This is a genomic window from Pseudomonas sp. 25 R 14 (assembly GCF_900004755.1).
GTDB classification, from domain to species: Bacteria; Pseudomonadota; Gammaproteobacteria; order Pseudomonadales; family Pseudomonadaceae; genus Aquipseudomonas; species Aquipseudomonas brenneri.
In genome coordinates, this window is record NZ_CVTS01000026.1 from 1 (window position 1) to 17,534 (window position 17,534).

Annotated in this window: 15 protein-coding genes, 4 tRNA genes and 1 pseudogene; 13 read left to right on the forward strand and 7 right to left on the reverse strand. The window is 60.3% G+C overall.

Going from position 1 to position 17,534, the window contains the following annotated elements:
• From BFQ03_RS05280 to BFQ03_RS05290, 3 genes are all read right to left on the reverse strand, one after another.
• Window positions 1–310: chromate transporter (locus BFQ03_RS05280; protein ID WP_139115647.1), on the reverse strand; the 310-nt coding region annotated here is incomplete at its 3' end.
• Window positions 311–351: 41 nt separating this feature from the next.
• Entirely contained in the window at window positions 352–1,215 is an 864-nt protein-coding gene (locus tag BFQ03_RS30985; protein ID WP_065942638.1) for a GGDEF domain-containing protein, read from the reverse strand.
• 77 nt (window positions 1,216–1,292) lie between these two features.
• Entirely contained in the window at window positions 1,293–2,684 is a 1,392-nt protein-coding gene (locus BFQ03_RS05290; protein ID WP_065942639.1) for an aldehyde dehydrogenase family protein, read from the reverse strand.
• A gap of 104 nt (window positions 2,685–2,788) precedes the next feature.
• On the opposite strand from BFQ03_RS05290, the gene BFQ03_RS05295 reads away from it, so the two are divergent.
• Window positions 2,789–3,655: a putrescine utilization regulator PtrR gene (locus BFQ03_RS05295; RefSeq protein WP_065942640.1), complete on the forward strand. Its 867-nt coding sequence runs from the start codon at window positions 2,789–2,791 to the stop codon at window positions 3,653–3,655.
• 28 nt (window positions 3,656–3,683) lie between these two features.
• Here the strand turns inward: BFQ03_RS05295 and BFQ03_RS05300 are convergent, their stop codons facing one another.
• Both BFQ03_RS05300 and BFQ03_RS05305 read right to left on the reverse strand, forming a co-directional pair.
• Window positions 3,684–3,893, reverse strand: coding sequence for a hypothetical protein (locus BFQ03_RS05300; protein ID WP_029294097.1), 210 nt, complete (start codon window positions 3,891–3,893; stop codon window positions 3,684–3,686).
• Window positions 3,894–4,136: 243 nt separating this feature from the next.
• Window positions 4,137–5,333, reverse strand: coding sequence for an amino acid aminotransferase (locus BFQ03_RS05305; protein ID WP_032859434.1), 1,197 nt, complete (start codon window positions 5,331–5,333; stop codon window positions 4,137–4,139).
• Between the two features lie 343 nt (window positions 5,334–5,676).
• On the opposite strand from BFQ03_RS05305, the gene uvrB reads away from it, so the two are divergent.
• Window positions 5,677–7,692 (forward strand): excinuclease ABC subunit UvrB, encoded by a 2,016-nt coding sequence (uvrB, locus tag BFQ03_RS05310; protein ID WP_032859436.1) that lies wholly within the window; start codon window positions 5,677–5,679, stop codon window positions 7,690–7,692.
• Between the two features lie 109 nt (window positions 7,693–7,801).
• Here the strand turns inward: uvrB and BFQ03_RS05315 are convergent, their stop codons facing one another.
• A complete protein-coding gene (locus tag BFQ03_RS05315) occupies window positions 7,802–9,292 on the reverse strand; it encodes an MDR family MFS transporter (protein ID WP_169851778.1) in 1,491 nt (496 codons plus the stop codon).
• A 49-nt stretch (window positions 9,293–9,341) separates the two neighbouring features.
• Window positions 9,342–10,388 carry an HlyD family secretion protein gene (locus tag BFQ03_RS05320; RefSeq protein ID WP_032859438.1) on the reverse strand — a complete coding sequence of 349 codons (1,047 nt, stop codon included), beginning with the start codon at window positions 10,386–10,388 and terminating at the stop codon, window positions 9,342–9,344.
• 198 nt (window positions 10,389–10,586) lie between these two features.
• Here BFQ03_RS05320 and gltX point away from each other — a divergent pair, with 198 nt between their 5' ends.
• The 11 genes and pseudogenes from gltX to BFQ03_RS29625 form a co-directional block, all read left to right on the forward strand.
• Window positions 10,587–12,068 carry a glutamate--tRNA ligase gene (gltX, locus tag BFQ03_RS05325; protein WP_065942641.1) on the forward strand — a complete coding sequence of 494 codons (1,482 nt, stop codon included), beginning with the start codon at window positions 10,587–10,589 and terminating at the stop codon, window positions 12,066–12,068.
• A 147-nt stretch (window positions 12,069–12,215) separates the two neighbouring features.
• A tRNA-Ala gene (locus BFQ03_RS05330) sits at window positions 12,216–12,291 on the forward strand.
• A gap of 78 nt (window positions 12,292–12,369) precedes the next feature.
• Window positions 12,370–12,445 (forward strand) — tRNA-Glu (locus BFQ03_RS05335).
• A gap of 50 nt (window positions 12,446–12,495) precedes the next feature.
• Window positions 12,496–12,571, forward strand: a tRNA-Ala gene (locus tag BFQ03_RS05340).
• A 79-nt stretch (window positions 12,572–12,650) separates the two neighbouring features.
• Window positions 12,651–12,726, forward strand: a tRNA-Glu gene (locus BFQ03_RS05345).
• A gap of 182 nt (window positions 12,727–12,908) precedes the next feature.
• Window positions 12,909–13,448, forward strand: coding sequence for a TetR/AcrR family transcriptional regulator (locus BFQ03_RS05350; RefSeq protein ID WP_032859442.1), 540 nt, complete (start codon window positions 12,909–12,911; stop codon window positions 13,446–13,448).
• 30 nt (window positions 13,449–13,478) lie between these two features.
• The gene (locus tag BFQ03_RS05355; protein ID WP_032859445.1) at window positions 13,479–14,312 is read left to right on the forward strand and encodes an alpha/beta hydrolase; all 834 of its coding nucleotides are present in this window, start codon (window positions 13,479–13,481) and stop codon (window positions 14,310–14,312) included.
• Between the two features lie 55 nt (window positions 14,313–14,367).
• On the forward strand, window positions 14,368–14,808 hold the full coding sequence (locus tag BFQ03_RS05360; RefSeq protein ID WP_032859447.1) for an acyl-CoA thioesterase: 441 nt from the start codon (window positions 14,368–14,370) through the stop codon (window positions 14,806–14,808).
• Between the two features lie 166 nt (window positions 14,809–14,974).
• A complete protein-coding gene (locus tag BFQ03_RS05365; RefSeq protein ID WP_032859448.1) occupies window positions 14,975–15,934 on the forward strand; it encodes a tRNA dihydrouridine synthase in 960 nt (319 codons plus the stop codon).
• A gap of 117 nt (window positions 15,935–16,051) precedes the next feature.
• On the forward strand, window positions 16,052–16,501 hold the full coding sequence (locus BFQ03_RS05370; protein WP_032859450.1) for an Hsp20 family protein: 450 nt from the start codon (window positions 16,052–16,054) through the stop codon (window positions 16,499–16,501).
• 571 nt (window positions 16,502–17,072) lie between these two features.
• Window positions 17,073–17,534 (forward strand): annotated as a pseudogene (locus BFQ03_RS29625) (hypothetical protein); the annotation flags it as partial.

The window sequence follows — 17,534 nt, forward strand, 5'->3', positions numbered from 1 at the left end:
CAAACAGGATCAGGAGCAAGGCCGACGGCAAGGTAAAACCGACCCAGGCCGCGACTGCGCCGCCGTAGCCCGCGCGTGCCAGGCCCAGAGCGATGCCGACCTGGCTGCTGGCCGGGCCGGGGAGGAACTGGCAGAGGGCGACCAGGTCTGCGTAACTGCGCTCGGTCAGCCAGCGGCGCCGGGTGACGAACTCGGCGTGAAAGTAACCCAGGTGCGCGACGGGGCCGCCGAAGGAGGTCAGGCCCAGGCGCAGGAAGATCAGGAAAACCGACCAGGTGCTGCTGCGGTGATCAGTGGGGGAATTGGCCACGAGTAGAGTTCTCTGGGGCGGATGAGATCGGGGCTTTTACCTCACCCCGCCGCACGGTGCAGTTTTTTCACCCGGTACATATCACCATCGGCATGGCTGAGCAGGGTGTCGGCGTCTTCGCCATCGGCGGGGTACAACGCTACGCCGATGCTGCATGACGGCATGGTTACCCCGCCAAATTCAGCACCCAGGGGGGCGGCCATGACAGCAAGGATCTGTTGCACTTTTTCGGTCACGGCGTCTTCTGACTGCAGGTCTGTCAGCAGCACGGTAAATTCATCACCACCCATGCGCGCGACGGTGTCGGTTTCGCGCACGCAACCTTCCAGGCGCCGGGCAATTTCACACAGTACGCGGTCGCCGGCGGCATGCCCGTAACCGTCGTTGATACCTTTGAAGTCGTTGAGGTCGAGGAACAGCAACGCCAGGCTGCTGCTGTGGCGGCGTGCCCGATGCAGGGCCGAGTCCAGGCGATCGCTGAACAGCGAGCGGTTGGTCAGGGCGGTCAGCGGGTCGTGATGGGCGAGGAAGCGCAGTTCTGTCTCGGCCTGGGTGAGGGCCGTTATGTCCCGTGCCACGCCGATCCGCGCGCCGACGTCCTCGGACCAGAAAGCTGCCCACAGGATATGCACCACCCCACCATCCTTGCGGATGTAGCGGTTGCGAAAGTCCACATGGGGCTGGCCGTTCATCACCCGGATAATCGAGGCCCGGGTGGCCGTCAGGTCTTCAGGGTGCATGTAGTCGGTGATCAGGGTTCCGGTCAGCTCTTCGGGTCGATAACCGAGCAGCGTCTCGCAGGCATCACTGACAAATGCAATCTGGTTGTCCCGGTCGACCACGAAAACCGTGTCCAGCATCAGGTGGATCAGTTTGGGATACAGCGCTTGTAGGTCGACGTGCATAGGTCAGGGCGGTCCGGGTCAAAAACGCCCTGATCATATCCCGATCACGCTGGGGGACGGCGAGGAATCTCGTCGGATTACGTGCGATCGACCCATACCGTTTGCGCGTTGCAGAACTCTCGCACGCCGAAGTGCGACAACTCACGGCCAAACCCACTCTTTTTCACCCCGCCAAACGCCACCCGAGGGTCGGACACGCTGTAGGCGTTGATAAAGATGCCGCCGGTTTCCAGTTGGTTGGCGATGCGGCGTGCCTTTTGCGGGTCGGCGGTGAAGAGGCTGGCGGTGAGGCCGAATTCGCTGTCGTTGGCCAGGGCCACGGCGTGTTCGGCGTCGCGCGCGGTGATGATCGAGGCCACGGGGCCGAACAGTTCCTGTTTGAACGAGGTCATCTGGTCGGTGACGTTGGCCAGGACGGTGGGTGCGTAGTAGTTGCCCGCGCCTCCGATGGGGTGGCCGCCGAGCAGCAGGGTGGCGCCTTCGTCGAGGGTCGCCCGGACCTGGCCGTGCAGCTCGTCGCGCAAGTCGAAACGGGCCATGGGGCCGATGTACGTGTCGCTTGAGGTCGGGTCGCCCATCACCAGTTGGCGGCTGGCGTCGAGGAACTTGGCGGTGAAGGCTTCGACCACGCCTTGCTCGATGATCAGGCGCTTGGCGGCGGCGCAGACCTGGCCGGAGTTCTGGAAGCGTCCGATCACGGCAGCTTGCACGGCGGCATCGAGGTCGGCGTCGTTGAGCACGATGAACGGGTCGGAGCCGCCCAGTTCGAGCACACACTTTTTCAGCGCGGCGCCGGCCTGGGAGCCGATGGCGATGCCGGCGCGCACGCTGCCGGTGAGGGTCACGGCGGCGATGCGTGGGTCAGCGATGGCTTGGGATACGCCGTCGGCGGTCACGTTGATCACTTCGAACAGGCCCTCGGCGAAACCGGCTTTGTCGAAGGCCTGTTTCATCAGGTACGCACTGCCCATCACATTGGGCGCGTGTTTGAGTACGTAGGTGTTGCCGCTGAGCATGGTCGGTACGGCGCCGCGCAGCACTTGCCAGACCGGGAAGTTCCACGGCATCACGGCGAGGATCGGGCCCAGTGGACGGTATTCGATCTGGGCGTGGCCGTTGTCTACCAGCGTCGGTTCCGGGGCGAGCATGGCCGGGCCGTGGGCGGCGTACCACTCGGCCAGCAAGGCGCATTTTTCGATTTCGCCACGGGCCTGGGCGATGGGCTTGCCCATTTCCAGGGTGATCATTTGCGCCATCGTTTCGGCTTGTTCGCGCAGGGCGCTGGCCAGGGCCAGGAGTAATTCGGCGCGTTGTGCCACGGGGGTGTTGCGGCCGCTGCGAAAGGCCCTGCTGGCGCGGGTGAGGGCGGCGTCCAGTTGTGCGGCGGATTGGTACGGGTAGCTGGCCACGGTTTCGCCAGTGGCGGGGTTGATCGACAAGGCATGGGTCTGGTGAGTAATGGCGTTCATGGCACCGTCCTGCGCAGTATTTGGGAAGGTGCCCAGCGTACGGCGCTGTACCTTTTCCTGGAACTGAATAATATTAAGCAATACGTTCACGTTTGGAGAATGATTTGGATCTGGTGCAGTTGGAGATTTTCAAGGCCGTGGCCGAGCAAGGCAGCATCAGTGCGGCCGCGCAGTTGATTCATCGAGTGCCGTCGAACCTGACCACGCGCATCAAGCAACTGGAGCAGGATCTGGGCGTCGAGCTGTTTATCCGTGAGAAAAGTCGACTGCGCCTGTCGCCTGCCGGCTGGAATTTCCTCGGCTATGCGCGGCGTATTCTCGACCTGGTGCAAGAGGCCCGCGCCACCGTGGCGGGGGAGGAGCCCCAGGGGCCGTTTGCCCTGGGCTCGCTGGAAAGCACCGCGGCTGTGCGTATCCCGGCGTTGCTTGCGGCGTATAACCAGAAACACGCCAAGGTGGAGCTGGACCTGACCACCGGGCCATCGGGGACGATGATCGAAGGTGTGCTGTCGGGACGCCTGGCGGCGGCGTTTGTCGATGGCCCGGTGCTGCACCCGACCCTGGAAGGGGTCGCGGTGTTTGAGGAAGAAATGGTGGTGATCGCGCCGCTACACCATGCGCCGATCACCCGTGGCCAGGATGTGAACGGGGAGAGCATCTATACCTTTCGCTCCAACTGCTCATATCGGCACCACTTTGAGCGCTGGTTTTCCCAGGATGCATCGGTGCCCGGCAAGATTTTCGAGATGGAGTCGTACCACGGCATGCTCGCCTGTGTCAGTGCCGGCGCGGGGTTGGCGTTGATGCCACGCAGCATGCTGGAGAGCATGCCGGGGTTTACCACGGTGAGCGTGTGGCCGCTGGCGGATGAGTTCCGCCTGCTCGACACCTGGCTGATCTGGCGGCGAGGGACGGTGTCGCAGAGCCTGGACAGTTTTGTGCGGTTGCTCGAAGAGCGGGGGACACTGTAGGAGTGATCCCGCCCACCTTTGTTCTGTGTCAGCCGCCAAATTGCAGGGTGCCCATCGCCAGTTTGGCCATCAGCGCCGTGGCGCCCAGTTGCACCAGCCACAAGGCCAGGCCGCCGAGGAACACGCCCAGGGCCACTTGCAGGACCAGGCTTTTTTGCCGCTTGGCTTGAGGCGTGCGCGGGGTGAAGTGGTCCAGTTCGTCGCGGTCGGCACGCAGGTCCAGGTCGTCGTTTCTCATAAAAGTCTCATCGCAAAGGGCAGTCGTGCTTCAGTCTAGGGGGCTTGCCTTGCCAGCGCTGAGCTTTTTGTAGGAGCGAGCTTGCTCGCGAAGAGCGTGAGGGCGCCGCGCTCCTTCAGGGGGCTCGCGTTATTGTTGAGGTTTTTCGTCGGAACGCCGCCCGGAGACAAGCTCGCTCCTACAGGGGCAAGGCACAAAAAAGGGGAAGCCATTGGCTTCCCCCTTCGTACTACGCGATCAGGCTTACAGCACCTGCACAATCGCCTTGGTCACTGCACCGATGTTCGCCTGGTTCAACGCCGCCACGCAGATGCGGCCGGTGTCCAGGGCGTAGATGCCGAACTCGCTGCGCAGGCGGGTGACTTGTTCTACGGTCAGGCCGGAGTAGGAGAACATCCCACGCTGGCGACCGACGAAGCTGAAGTCGTGGCCTGGGGCAGCCTTGGCCAGTTCGTTGACCATCTGCTCGCGCATGCCACGGATGCGCAGGCGCATTTGTGCCAGTTCGGCTTCCCACTGGGCGCGCAGTTCCGGGCTGTTGAGCACCGCCGCTACAATCGCTGCGCCGTGGGTCGGCGGGTTGGAGTAGTTGGTGCGGATCACGCGCTTGACCTGGGACAGGATGCGCGCGCTTTCTTCTTTCGATTCGCTGACGATGGACAACGCGCCGACGCGTTCGCCGTACAGCGAGAACGATTTGGAGAACGAGCTGGACACAAAGAAGGTCAGGCCCGATTCGGCGAACAGGCGCACCGCAGCGGCGTCTTCGTCGATACCGTCGCCAAAGCCCTGGTAGGCCATGTCGAGGAACGGCACCAGGTTCTTGGCCTTGACCACTTCCAGCACGTCTTTCCAGTCGGCTGGGCTCAGGTCGACGCCAGTCGGGTTGTGGCAGCAGGCGTGCAGCACGACGATGGACTGGGCGGGCAGGGCGTTGAGGTCTTCCAGCAGGCCGGCACGGTTCACGTCGTGGGTGGCGGCGTCGTAATAGCGATAGGTCTGCACCGGGAAACCGGCACTTTCAAACAGGGCACGGTGGTTTTCCCAGCTTGGGTCGCTGATGGCGACGACGGCGTTGGGCAGCAGTTGCTTGAGGAAGTCGGCGCCGATTTTCAAAGCGCCAGTGCCGCCGACCGCTTGGGCGGTGATCACGCGGCCAGCGCTGAGCAGCGGCGAGTCGGTGCCGAACAGCAGCTTTTGCACGGCCTGGTCGTAGGCGGCGATGCCATCAATCGGCAAGTAGCCACGGGCGGCGTGTTGCGCCACACGAATGGCTTCCGCTTCGGCAACGGCACGCAGGAGCGGAATTTTCCCCTCCTCGTTGCAGTAAACGCCCACGCCAAGGTTGACCTTGGTAGTTCGGGTATCGGCGTTGAATGCTTCGTTGAGGCCCAGGATAGGATCGCGTGGTGCCATTTCGACAGCGGAGAACAGGCTCATTTTTGCGGCAGCTCTATGGGGGAATGGAGGGACGTGTCGCGCTCCAGCCGAATGCACTAGAGCGGTGCACAAACGGGGAGCTAGTATAGAGGCCAACACCGCTCGCGGCGACAGCCGAAACGGCTTTTCGGCCAAGTTTTTCGGTTTATTTATCGACCGTTAGTCTTATTGCAACATTGATGGTCACAGGCATGTAGGACGATTGCCTTGAAACCCATCACATTCACCTCCACTTCTACAGTTATCATGGTTTTTTCCTACGGCTCGCTCTGGAATTTTGCGGGCGGTGGTCTTTTTCGTTCCCGACGGGTTTACAGTCTGGGGTGACTTCAAGAGGTACGTTATGTCGGATTTCCAACTAGTCACCCGCTTTGAACCTGCTGGCGACCAGCCCGAGGCCATCCGCCTGATGGTCGAAGGCATCGAGGCCGGCCTGGCGCACCAGACGCTGCTCGGGGTGACCGGTTCAGGCAAGACCTTCAGCATTGCCAATGTGATCGCACAGATCAATCGCCCGACCCTGGTGCTGGCACCGAACAAGACCCTGGCCGCGCAGTTGTACGGTGAGTTCAAGGCGTTCTTCCCGAACAATGCGGTGGAGTACTTCGTTTCCTACTACGACTACTACCAGCCCGAAGCCTATGTGCCGTCCTCCGATACGTTTATCGAGAAGGATGCGTCGATCAACGACCATATCGAGCAGATGCGTCTCTCGGCGACCAAGGCGTTGCTGGAGCGCAAGGACGCGATCATCGTCACCACGGTCTCGTGCATCTACGGCCTGGGCAGCCCGGAAACCTATTTGAAGATGGTGCTGCACGTCGATCGCGGCGACAAACTCGACCAGCGCGCCTTGCTGCGCCGCCTGGCGGATTTGCAATACACCCGCAACGACATGGACTTTGCCCGCGCGACCTTCCGGGTGCGTGGCGATGTGATCGATATTTACCCGGCGGAATCGGACCTGGAAGCGATTCGTATCGAGCTGTTCGATGATGAGGTGGAGAGCCTGTCGGCCTTCGATCCGTTGACCGGCGAAGTGATCCGCAAGCTGCCGCGTTTCACCTTCTATCCAAAAAGTCACTATGTGACGCCGCGCGAGACCCTTTTGGATGCCATGGAAGGGATCAAGGTCGAGCTGGCCGAGCGCCTCGAATACCTGCGTTCCAATAACAAGCTGGTGGAAGCCCAGCGCCTGGAGCAGCGCACGCGCTTTGACCTGGAGATGATCCTGGAGCTGGGTTACTGCAACGGCATCGAAAACTATTCGCGCTACCTGTCGGGCCGTGAGTCCGGCGCACCGCCGCCGACGCTCTACGACTACCTGCCGGCAGACGCCTTGTTGGTGATCGACGAATCCCACGTCAGCGTGCCGCAAGTCGGCGCCATGTATAAAGGCGACCGCTCGCGCAAGGAAACCCTGGTGGAATACGGCTTCCGCCTGCCTTCGGCGCTGGATAACCGGCCGATGCGCTTTGACGAGTGGGAAAGCATCAGCCCGCAGACCATCTTTGTATCCGCCACGCCGGGCAACTACGAGGCCGAGCATGCTGGGCGGGTGATCGAGCAACTGGTGCGCCCCACCGGCCTGGTTGACCCGCAGATCGAAATCCGCCCGGCGCTGACCCAGGTCGACGACCTGCTGTCGGAAATCACCAAGCGCGTGGCGCTCGAAGAGCGGGTGCTGGTCACCACGCTGACCAAGCGCATGTCCGAAGACCTGACCGATTACCTGGCCGACCACGGCGTGCGGGTGCGTTACCTGCACTCGGACATTGACACGGTGGAGCGTGTGGAAATCATCCGTGACCTGCGCCTGGGTACCTTTGATGTGCTGGTGGGGATCAACCTGCTGCGTGAAGGCCTGGACATGCCCGAGGTGTCGCTGGTGGCGATTCTCGATGCCGACAAGGAAGGTTTCCTACGCTCCGAGCGCTCGCTGATCCAGACCATCGGCCGTGCCGCGCGTAACCTCAATGGCCGCGCGATTCTGTACGCAGACCGCATCACCGGCTCCATGGAGCGGGCTATCGGTGAGACCGAGCGTCGCCGCGACAAGCAGATTGCGTTCAACCTGGCCAATGGCATCACCCCTAAAGGTGTGTTCAAGGACGTGGCCGACATCATGGAAGGCGCCACCGTGCCCGGCTCGCGCAGCAAGAAGCGCAAAGGCATGGCCAAGGCGGCCGAAGAAAGCGCCAAGTACGAAAACGAATTGCGCTCACCGAGCGAAATCACCAAGCGCATTCGCCAGTTGGAAGAGAAGATGTACCAGTTGGCGCGCGATCTTGAGTTTGAAGCGGCGGCGCAGATGCGTGATGAGATTGGCAAGTTGCGCGCGCGGTTGCTGACTGTCTGATGTGTGCTGACTGTTGGGGCCTCATCGCAGGCAAGCCCGCTCCCACATTTGAATGTATTCACATATCCGAATGTGGGAGCGGGCTTGCCTGCGATGGCGGCGCCTCGGTCTAATGGGCTTCCCCAGCCTTGAGCCCCGCCGGCAACGCCTTGGTCAAAAAGATCGCCAGCATACTCACCGCCAACGCCAACCCGACAAAGTGAAACGCATCGTTATAGGCCATGATCTGCGCCTGCTGATGCGCAATCTCGCTGAGCTTGGCCAGTGCCGCCGTTTCATTGCCAAATGTCTGCGTCAGCGTTGCCATGCGCTCGGCTACTTGCGGGTTGGTTGGCACAATCGCCTCGCGCAAGTAATCAAAGTAGGTCTTGGTCCGCGCATCCAGCAGGGTTGCCAGCAGCGCAATGCCGATGGCACCGCCCAGGTTGCGCAAGATGTTGAACAGGCTCGACGCCGAGCCCGCGTCCTGGGGCAGGATGTACGCCGTGGCGATCAACGAAATGGTGACCATGATCAGCGGCTGGCCAAGGGCGCGGATGATCTGGATCTGGTTGAACTGGCTGCCGGCAAAGTCCGGATTGAGCACGCCCGAGGAAAAACTCGCAAAGCCAAACAGGCCAAATCCCACCGCGCAAAGCCATTTCGGCGACACGTACTTCATCAATTTCGGCACCAGCGGGATCAGGAACAGCTGCGGCACGCCCATCCACATGATCACTTCGCCGATTTGCAGGGCGTTGTAGTTCTGGATCTGCGCCAGGTACAGCGGCAGCAGGTAGATCGAGCCATACAGCCCTACGCCCATGCCCAGGCTGGAAATACTCGACAGGCCGAAGTTGCGGTTGGCCAGGATCCCGAGGTTGATCAGCGGGTTGGGCTTGGACAACTGCACGATGACAAAGGTAATCAGGCTCAACAGCGCGATGCTGCCCAGGCTGACAATCAGGCTCGACTCCAGCCAGTCCTTGCGATGCCCTTCTTCAAGAAACACCTGCAGACAACCGAGGCCCACGGCCAGGGTCAGGATGCCCATGTAGTCGGTGCTTTTGAGTAGCTCCCAGTGCGCGGCCTTTTTCTCCAGGCCGTAGAGCAGGCCGGCGATCATCAACAGGCCTGGCGGTACGTTGATATAGAAGATGTATTCCCAGCCCCAGTTCTCCGTGAGCCAGCCGCCAATGGTCGGGCCAATGGAGGGGGCGAAGGTGGCCGTCATGGCGAACATTGCCATGCCCTTGGCGCGGTGGTGTTCGGGGAGTTTGATCAGGGTCAGGGTAAAGGCCAGCGGGATCAGCGCGCCGCCGGTAAAGCCTTGCAGGGCGCGGAACACAATCATGCTTTCCAGGCTCCAGGCCATGGAGCACATCAGCGAGGCGATCAGGAAACCTACCGAGACCCACACCGCCAGGCGCCGTGCCGACAGCAACTGCACCAGCCAGGCGGTGAGGGGGATCATGATGATTTCGGCGACAAGGTAGGAGGTGGAAATCCATGAGCCTTCTTCCAGGGTGGCCGACAGTGCGCCCTGGATATCTTTGAGCGAGGAGTTGGTGATCTGGATGTCGAGCACCGCCATAAAGGCGCCGAGCATCACGCTCATCACCGCGATCCAGTCGCGCCGGGTCGGTTCGCCGACGGGGCGCAGCAGTTGATCACCGGCCATGGTCAGGGTCTTGGATCTTTACTTTGACGGTGACCGACATGCCGGGGCGGATTTTGCCCTGCAGCGGGTTGTCGGCGGCAAACGTGAGTTTTACCGGGATCCGTTGTACGACTTTGGTGAAGTTGCCGGTGGCATTGTCTGGCGGTAACAGGCTGAACTGCGCGCCGGAGGCCGCGAACAGGCTGTCGACCCGGGCCTCGATGGGCGTGTCGCCGTAGGCGTCGAAGGTCAGTTCGGCCGACTGCCCGGGGGCCATATGGCCGATCTGGGTTTCCTTGAAGTTGGCCTGGATCCAGATGTCCTGGTCGGGAACGATGGACAGCAGGTAGGCGCCGGCCTGCACATATTGGCCATTGCGCGCGGCGCGCTGGCCGATCAGGCCGCTGATGGGCGCGTGGATTTCGCTGCGGGTCAGGTTCAGCTCGGCTTGGGCCAGATCGGCGCGGGCATTGGCGATCTGCGCGTCGAGACGCTTGATCTCGGCGTTCAGGGCGCTGACCTGCTGGCGCTGGCCTTGCAAGTCGGCCTGGGCCTTGGCCACTTGGGAGCGGGCGATATGGCTGTCGGCGGACAGGGTGGTGACGCGTTCTTCCGAGACGTAGCCGGGTTTGCGCAGGGTTTGCGCGCGGGACAAGTCGATCTGCGCGCGGCCCAGGGTCGCCTGGCTGGACGACACCTGGGCATCGGCGGCGGCGATCAGGCTGGCCTGCTGGGTCAGCTTGCTCGTGGCCTGCAAGCGTTCGGCCTCACGGGTGGCAAGGGTCGCGTTGGCGCGGTCGATGGCCAGCAAGAAGTCGTCCTGTTCCAGGATGACCAGCAACTGGCCCTTTTCCACATGCTCGTTATCGCCCACCTTGACCTCGGCGATACGTGCGCCGAGCTGGCTGGAGATCCGCGTTATCTCGCCCTGCACGTAGGCGTTGTCGGTGCTTTCATAGAAGCGCCCCTTGAAGAACCAGTGGGCAAAGAAACCCGCGGCGATCAGGGCGACGATAAACAGGAAGATAAACAGGCGGCGTTTGAGTTGGGCAGGCATGGCGGCGCAGTGTCAGTTACAAAAGGTAATGGAATATAGCCAGCTAACGATCTGGCAAATAGCTATGTCGTGGTTGCAGCCCCAACCTTGGCTTATATGCCCTTTGTTGATCGGCCTACGCTGGAGCCGGGGGGCTTGGGGCTGTTACCATTCGCCCCTTGTTTTATTTTCAGCTTTATTGCCCATTCGAGACCCGCCATGACCACCGTCCGCACGCGCATCGCGCCATCGCCTACTGGGGATCCCCACGTCGGTACTGCCTACATCGCCTTGTTCAACTACTGCTTTGCCAAGCAGCATGGCGGCGAATTCATCCTGCGGATCGAAGACACGGACCAGGTACGTTCGACCCGTGAGTCGGAACAGCAGATTTTCGATGCCCTGCGCTGGTTGGGCATTACCTGGGCTGAAGGCCCGGATGTGGGCGGCCCACACGGCCCTTATCGCCAGAGCGAGCGCAGCGACATCTACAAGAAGTACACCCAGCAACTGGTCGACATGGGTCATGCCTTCCCGTGCTTCTGCACTGCCGAAGAACTGGACCAGATGCGCGCCGAGCAACAGGCCCGTGGCGAAACCCCACGCTACGACGGCCGCGCGCTGCTGCTGTCCAAAGAAGAAGTGGCCCAGCGCCTGGCTGCCGGCGAGCCTCACGTCATCCGTATGAAAGTGCCGAGCGAAGGCGTGTGCGTGGTGCCGGACATGCTGCGTGGCGACGTGGAGATCCCGTGGGATCGCATGGACATGCAAGTGCTGATGAAGACCGATGGCCTGCCGACGTACTTCCTGGCCAACGTGGTCGATGATCACCTGATGGGCATCACCCACGTGCTGCGCGGCGAAGAATGGCTGCCGTCGGCACCGAAACTGATCCTGCTCTACGAGTACTTCGGTTGGGAACAGCCGCAGCTGTGCTACATGCCGCTGCTGCGTAACCCGGACAAGAGCAAGCTGTCCAAGCGCAAGAACCCGACTTCGGTGACGTTCTACGAGCGCATGGGCTTTATGCCTGAAGCGATGCTCAACTACCTGGGCCGCATGGGCTGGTCGATGCCGGACGAGCGCGAGAAGTTCTCGTTGCAGGAAATGGTCGATAACTTCGACCTCTCGCGCGTGTCGCTGGGCGGGCCGATCTTCGATATCGAGAAGCTGTCGTGGCTCAACGGCCAATGGCTGCGTGACCTGCCGGTGCAAGAGTTTGCCAGCCGTGTGCAGCAGTGGGCGTTGAACCCCGAGTACATGATGAAGATCGCGCCGCTGGTGCAGGGCAGGGTGGAGACGTTCAGCCAGGTCGCCCCGCTGGCCAGCTTCTTCTTTGCCGGTGGCCTGAGCCCGGATGCCAAGCTGTTCGAGTCCAAGAAACTCTCGGGTGACCAGGTTCGCCAGTTGATGCAGTTGATCCTGTGGAAGCTCGAAAGCCTGCGCCAGTGGGAGAAGGATGCAATCACCGCGACCATCCAGGCCGTGGTCGAATCCCTGGAATTGAAGCTGCGCGATGCCATGCCGCTGATGTTTGCCGCCATTACCGGGCAAGCCAGTTCGGTGTCGGTACTGGATGCGATGGAAATCCTTGGCCCTGACCTGACCCGTTTCCGTCTGCGCCAAGCCCTTGATTTGCTTGGTGGTGTGTCGAAGAAAGAAAACAAGGAATGGGAAAAGCTGCTGGGCGCGATCGCTTAAACAGCCTGTTGCAGCGACGAAACCCCGGTTTTCTGGGGTTTCGTCGGTAAGTGATTGTTATCCCGGCAAAAAACTTTGGAAATTGTTGAAAATAAATTTGACACGTTTCCAAACCGCCATTAAGATTCGCCCCGTCCTCACCGATGAGGGGCTATAGCTCAGCTGGGAGAGCGCTTGCATGGCATGCAAGAGGTCAACGGTTCGATCCCGTTTAGCTCCACCAATTTACAGGTTCAAGGTCTGGCCACACCGTCCTTGAATCGATCAGTTCTCAGCGCTGATCAGTTGTACAGAAGGTTTTGTCCCCTTCGTCTAGTGGCCTAGGACACCGCCCTTTCACGGCGGTAACAGGGGTTCGAGTCCCCTAGGGGACGCCAGTTTCAACAAGCAGCTCGAAAGGTCTGCTGCGCCGCGAGGCGAAAAATCCGGGGCTATAGCTCAGCTGGGAGAGCGCTTGCATGGCATGCAAGAGGTCAACGGTTCGATCCCGTTTAGCTCCACCAATTTACAGGTTCAAGGTCTGGCCACACCGTCCTTGAATCGATCAGTTCTCAGCGCTGATCAGTTGTATAGAAGGTTTGTGTCCCCTTCGTCTAGTGGCCTAGGACACCGCCCTTTCACGGCGGTAACAGGGGTTCGAGTCCCCTAGGGGACGCCACGATTACCCGCTCTGCGGGATTTTTAAGGGTCATTCAATTATTGAATGGCCCTTTTGTTTGTCTGGCGTTTGGGTTTTCTCCCTCCCTCTTCAAAAAACTTCTTCTGACCAACGGTCGAATTCACCGCTTGCTAAAAAGTATTATGAAGATAATATTTTAACCGTAATATTCGGAGGCCGTCATGAGCGATAAAAAAGCGCAAACCCGTGAACGTATTCTGCAGGCCGCCAGTTCCGCGCTGATCCAGCGTGGCCCGGCCGAACCGAGTGTGGGTGAAGTCATGGGGGCCGCGGGGCTGACCGTGGGTGGCTTCTACGCCCACTTTGAAAGCAAGGACGCCTTGATGCTGGAGGCGTTCGAGCAGCTATTGGCGCGGCGTCGGGCGTCTATCGACGACATGGATCCCAGCCTGACAGGCGAAGAGCGGCGCGCCCTGGTGGCGGCGTTCTACTTGTCGCGCAAGCACCGTGATTCTACCGCCCAGGCCTGCCCGATCCCGGCCACGGTCGGCGAGATGAGCCGCTTGCCGGATGAGTTTCGCGAGGTGCTCAACCAGCACGTCGAACTGATGGCTGCGCAACTGGCCGCCAGCCCGGAAGACACCGACAAGGCCCTGGCCGACATGGCCTTGATGATTGGTGGCCTGGCCTTGGCTCGGGCCTTGGGGCCTGGCGAATTGTCGGATCGTGTATTGCGCGCCTCCAAGTCGGCAGTGCGCTGAACAAGGCTCATGAGCCTGGGGAGTGAATGGATGAGCACCTTGAGCTGGATTCGTCGCGTCAATGGCACCTTGGGCAGGTTGGCGCCGCAGACCATTGCCAATCAGATGCGTCGCGCCTTCATGACGCCGCGGGACTTGCCGCCGAGGGATTGGGAGTTGCCGCTGCTGGCGCAGGCCGAGCGCATTACCTTGCGCTTTGGCCTGTCGGCCCTGCGCTGGGGCCAGGGCCCGACGGTGCTGATGATGCATGGCTGGGAAGGGCGTCCGACCCAGTTCGCCAGCCTGATCGATGCACTGGTGGGCGCGGGTTACTCGGTGATTGCCCTTGACGGTCCGGCCCATGGTCGTTCGCCGGGCCGCGAAGCCCATGTGGTGCTGTTTGCCCGGGCGATGCTGGAAGCTGCCGCTGAGTTGCCACCCTTGCACGCGGTGGTTGGCCACTCCATGGGTGGCGCCAGTGCGATGCTGGCCATCCAACTGGGCCTGCGCACCAATGCGCTGGTGAGCATTGCTGCCCCTTCACGCTTGCTGGATGTATTGCGCGGCTTTGCTGGCGTAGTCGGCATGCCGGAGCGGGCGCGTGCGGCGTTTATCCAGGAGGTCGAGTATTCCCTGGGCATTCCGCTCAAGCACCTGGATGTGGCTCATTATCAAATGAATATCCCCGGGCTGATCGTGCATGCCGAAGACGATACCTTCGTCCCGGTCAAAGCTTCGCAGATGATTCACGAGGCCTGGTTCGACAGCCGCCTGTTGCGCCTGGAGCAGGGTGGGCACCAGAAGGTCCTGGCCGACCCGCGAGTGGTCGAAGGCGTGCTGGCGCTGCTGGCTGGCTGTCGTGAGCCGGCGCGGCAAACCGCTTGAGTGCAACGATGGGTTACACTGCTCCCCGCCGACACTAATCGACCGGGAGCAGGGCATGGGCTGGGACTTGGCAAAGCCGTTTATCATTGATCTGCAGGTGGCCCCTGAGGACATCGATGGCCTGGGGCATGCCAACAATGCTGTCTATGTGTCGTGGCTGGAGCGTTGCGCCTGGCGCCATTCCCAGCGCCTGGGCCTGGACCTCACCGAGTACCGGCGCCTGGACCGGGCCATGGCAGTGGTGCGCCACGAAATCGATTACCTGGCGGCCGGCTACGAAGGCGATGAGCTGCAACTGGCAACCTGGATCGTCGATTGGGACCAGCGCCTGAAAATGACCCGGCACTTCCAACTGATGCGCCCCAGCGATGGCACCACCTTGTTGCGTGCGCAAACCACCTTTGTCTGTATCGAACTCTCCAGCGGTAAGCCCAAGCGCATGCCGGCGGAGTTTATCGAGGGCTATGGCGTGGCGCTTACGGCATTGTCCATGTAGGAGCGAGCTTGCTCGCGAAGAGCGTGAGTACGCCACGGGTATCAGGTTCCCCGCGTTATCGTTGACGTTCATCGCGAGCAAGCTCGCTCCTACAGGGGGCGGTAGGGTTAACGGTTGCTGTGGGAAACCCAGTAAACTGCGCCACGTTTTTCGTTGAGTGTTTTCCATGCAAATTGCTTTGGCACCCATGGAGGGGTTGGTCGACAACATCCTGCGGGACGTGCTGACCCAGGTGGGCGGTATCGATTGGTGCGTGACCGAATTTATCCGGGTCAACGACCGCCTGCTGACCCCTGCCTATTTCCACAAGCTTGCTCCTGAACTGTTGCACGGTGCCAAGACCGCTGCGGGCGTGCCATTGCGCGTGCAGTTGCTGGGCTCCGACCCCGTGTGCCTGGCGGAAAACGCCGCGTTGGCCTGTGAGCTGGGTTCTGAAGTGATCGACCTGAACTTCGGCTGCCCGGCCAAGACCGTCAACAAGTCCCGCGGTGGCGCGGTGCTGCTCAAAGAGCCGGAACTGCTCAACCAGATCGTCGAACACGTGCGCCGCGCTGTGCCAGCGCATATCCCGGTGACCGCCAAGATGCGCCTGGGCTTCGACAGCCCGGACGGCGCGCTGGTGTGCGCCACGGCCCTGGCCGAAGGCGGTGCAGCGCACATTGTGGTGCATGCACGGACCAAGGCTGATGGCTACAAGCCGCCAGCCCATTGGGAGTGGATCCCGCGTGTGCAGGACGTGGTCAAGGTGCCGGTGTTCGCCAACGGCGATATCTGGAGTGTTGATGACTGGCGGCGCTGCCGGGAAATCAGCGGTGTCGAAGACATCATGCTCGGTCGCGGCCTGGTTGCACGGCCCGACCTGGCCCGGCAAATCGCGGCCGCGCGGGCTGGCGAAGAAGTGGTCGAGATGACTTGGGAGCAGATGCAGCCCATGCTCCAGGAGTTCTGGACGCAATCGGTGGCGCAGTTGACTGAGCGCCAGGCGCCTGGCCGACTGAAGCAATGGCTGGCCATGTTGACGCGTAATTACCCGCAAGCCGTTGAGCTGTTCACAGCCTTGCGGCGTGAAACCGATCTGGAGCAAGTCAGCCGCTTGCTGGGGATGCCCCATCCGCAAGCGGTCTGAAAGTTTCTTGAAAATGTCTCTTGAAATGCAATCAGCGGGCCTTATCTAGGGATTACACGATGCCGAATTCGGGTCGTGGAGATAAAAAACCTTGCTGATATTTCAGGAGATTTGACCATGAGTACCGCATTTTCCCTGGCGCCGCTGTTCCGCTCTTCCGTGGGTTTCGATCGTTTCAACGACCTGTTCGAGACCGCACTGCGCAATGAGCCTGGCAGCAGTTACCCTCCCTATAACGTCGAGAAGCACGGCGAAGACCACTATCGCATTGTCATTGCGGCCGCTGGTTTCCAGGAAGACGATCTGGAATTGCAGGTGGAGAAAGGCGTCTTGACCGTCAGTGGCGGCAAGCGCGACACCAAGACCGAGAGCGTCACCTATCTGCATCAAGGCATTGCCCAGCGGGCTTTCAAATTGTCGTTCCGCCTGGCGGACCATATTGAGATCAAGGCCGCTGACCTGAATAACGGGTTACTGAGTGTCGATCTATTGCGAGTTGTGCCGGAAGAAGCGAAAGCCAAACGCATCCCGATCAATGGGGTGCAGAAGCCGGCTCTGCAACACTGAGTGCATGTTTTTAAAATTGTCATCACTTTGAAAAAGGGCGCCTCTGGCGCCCTTTTTTTGTTTAAGGCACTGAGGGAAACGTAGGTGGTTTAACGGGTGGCAGTGATAGTTATGACTAGTTGAGGCGTGGTGTTTTATTTTTTTGTACTAGCAGGTATGTGTAACTTGTTTTTGTTTTTATGCAGAATTGGATGTTGTAGAGGAGGTTTTGTTTTTAGGTTTTTCCGGGAGTAACAACTGTATTGTTTGCGCGGGAGATATCATGAGGCGTGTCGCAAGGGGGCAAGCAATGATGACGTTTTTTTTCATTAAGGCAGTTTATTAATGGGTGTGACGTTATTTCTTTCAAGGAAAGGCCTGGAGAACCGGTGTTCTGTAGAAGTCCATAGGTAAAAATCCGAAGTTTTCTATTGGTGTCCTTATGTTTTTGACGATTTCTGGAACTCGAACGCTTTTTGCCCCACGAAACCAGTGACTTTGATTCGGTTGCTGCCGCTTCAGGTCGTAAGTAAATAGTGTTCGTTCTGGGTATTTGAATACCCTGGTGCTGTTCTGAGAAGAGGAATGACTAATGTCTTATCTATCTGTTAATAATCCTCCGAGCGTTAATCTCGGTAATCGTCAAGTTGATCTGCCTGCACCGATGCCTACTCCACTTGGTGGTAGTGATGCGAGTAAGTTACTTGGCCATAACCCGAAAGTTTTTCCCGAGCAAATCCGGAATGTTGAGGTCGGGCGGGACAGCGCAACCGTTGGTACGGATGCTCTTTCAAAATTGCTTGATATGTTTGAGCTTCTATTCAAGGCCATGCGAGATGTTTTGTCTGGCAAAACAAAATCGCCTGACGCCCAGCCCGCTGCTGATAAGCCTTCTGAGACCAGGCCGCTACCAGGGAGCAACCCGGTGATTGGGGGCAAGGACGCCAAGGTGCAGGTTGAAGCGGACAAGCAACCCGAGAAGAAACCGGACGCCGAAAGCAAGCCAGCGATCCCGGGCAAGGACGCCAAGGTGCAGGTTGAGGCAGACAAGCAA

Bases quoted from the DNA above. Each gene is read 5' to 3' on its own strand.
- BFQ03_RS30985 (WP_065942638.1), bottom strand. From the start codon at position 1,215: ATGCACGTCGACCTACAAGCGCTGTATCCCAAACTGATCCACCTGATG.
- BFQ03_RS05365 (WP_032859448.1), top strand. From the start codon at position 14,975: ATGCAAATTGCTTTGGCACCCATGGAGGGGTTGGTCGACAACATCCTG.
- uvrB (WP_032859436.1), top strand. From the start codon at position 5,677: ATGTCGGATTTCCAACTAGTCACCCGCTTTGAACCTGCTGGCGACCAG.
- BFQ03_RS05350 (WP_032859442.1), top strand. From the start codon at position 12,909: ATGAGCGATAAAAAAGCGCAAACCCGTGAACGTATTCTGCAGGCCGCC.
- BFQ03_RS05370 (WP_032859450.1), top strand. From the start codon at position 16,052: ATGAGTACCGCATTTTCCCTGGCGCCGCTGTTCCGCTCTTCCGTGGGT.
- BFQ03_RS05305 (WP_032859434.1), bottom strand. From the start codon at position 5,333: ATGAGCCTGTTCTCCGCTGTCGAAATGGCACCACGCGATCCTATCCTG.
- BFQ03_RS05360 (WP_032859447.1), top strand. From the start codon at position 14,368: ATGGGCTGGGACTTGGCAAAGCCGTTTATCATTGATCTGCAGGTGGCC.
- BFQ03_RS05320 (WP_032859438.1), bottom strand. From the start codon at position 10,388: ATGCCTGCCCAACTCAAACGCCGCCTGTTTATCTTCCTGTTTATCGTC.
- BFQ03_RS05300 (WP_029294097.1), bottom strand. From the start codon at position 3,893: ATGAGAAACGACGACCTGGACCTGCGTGCCGACCGCGACGAACTGGAC.
- BFQ03_RS05355 (WP_032859445.1), top strand. From the start codon at position 13,479: ATGAGCACCTTGAGCTGGATTCGTCGCGTCAATGGCACCTTGGGCAGG.
- gltX (WP_065942641.1), top strand. From the start codon at position 10,587: ATGACCACCGTCCGCACGCGCATCGCGCCATCGCCTACTGGGGATCCC.
- BFQ03_RS05290 (WP_065942639.1), bottom strand. From the start codon at position 2,684: ATGAACGCCATTACTCACCAGACCCATGCCTTGTCGATCAACCCCGCC.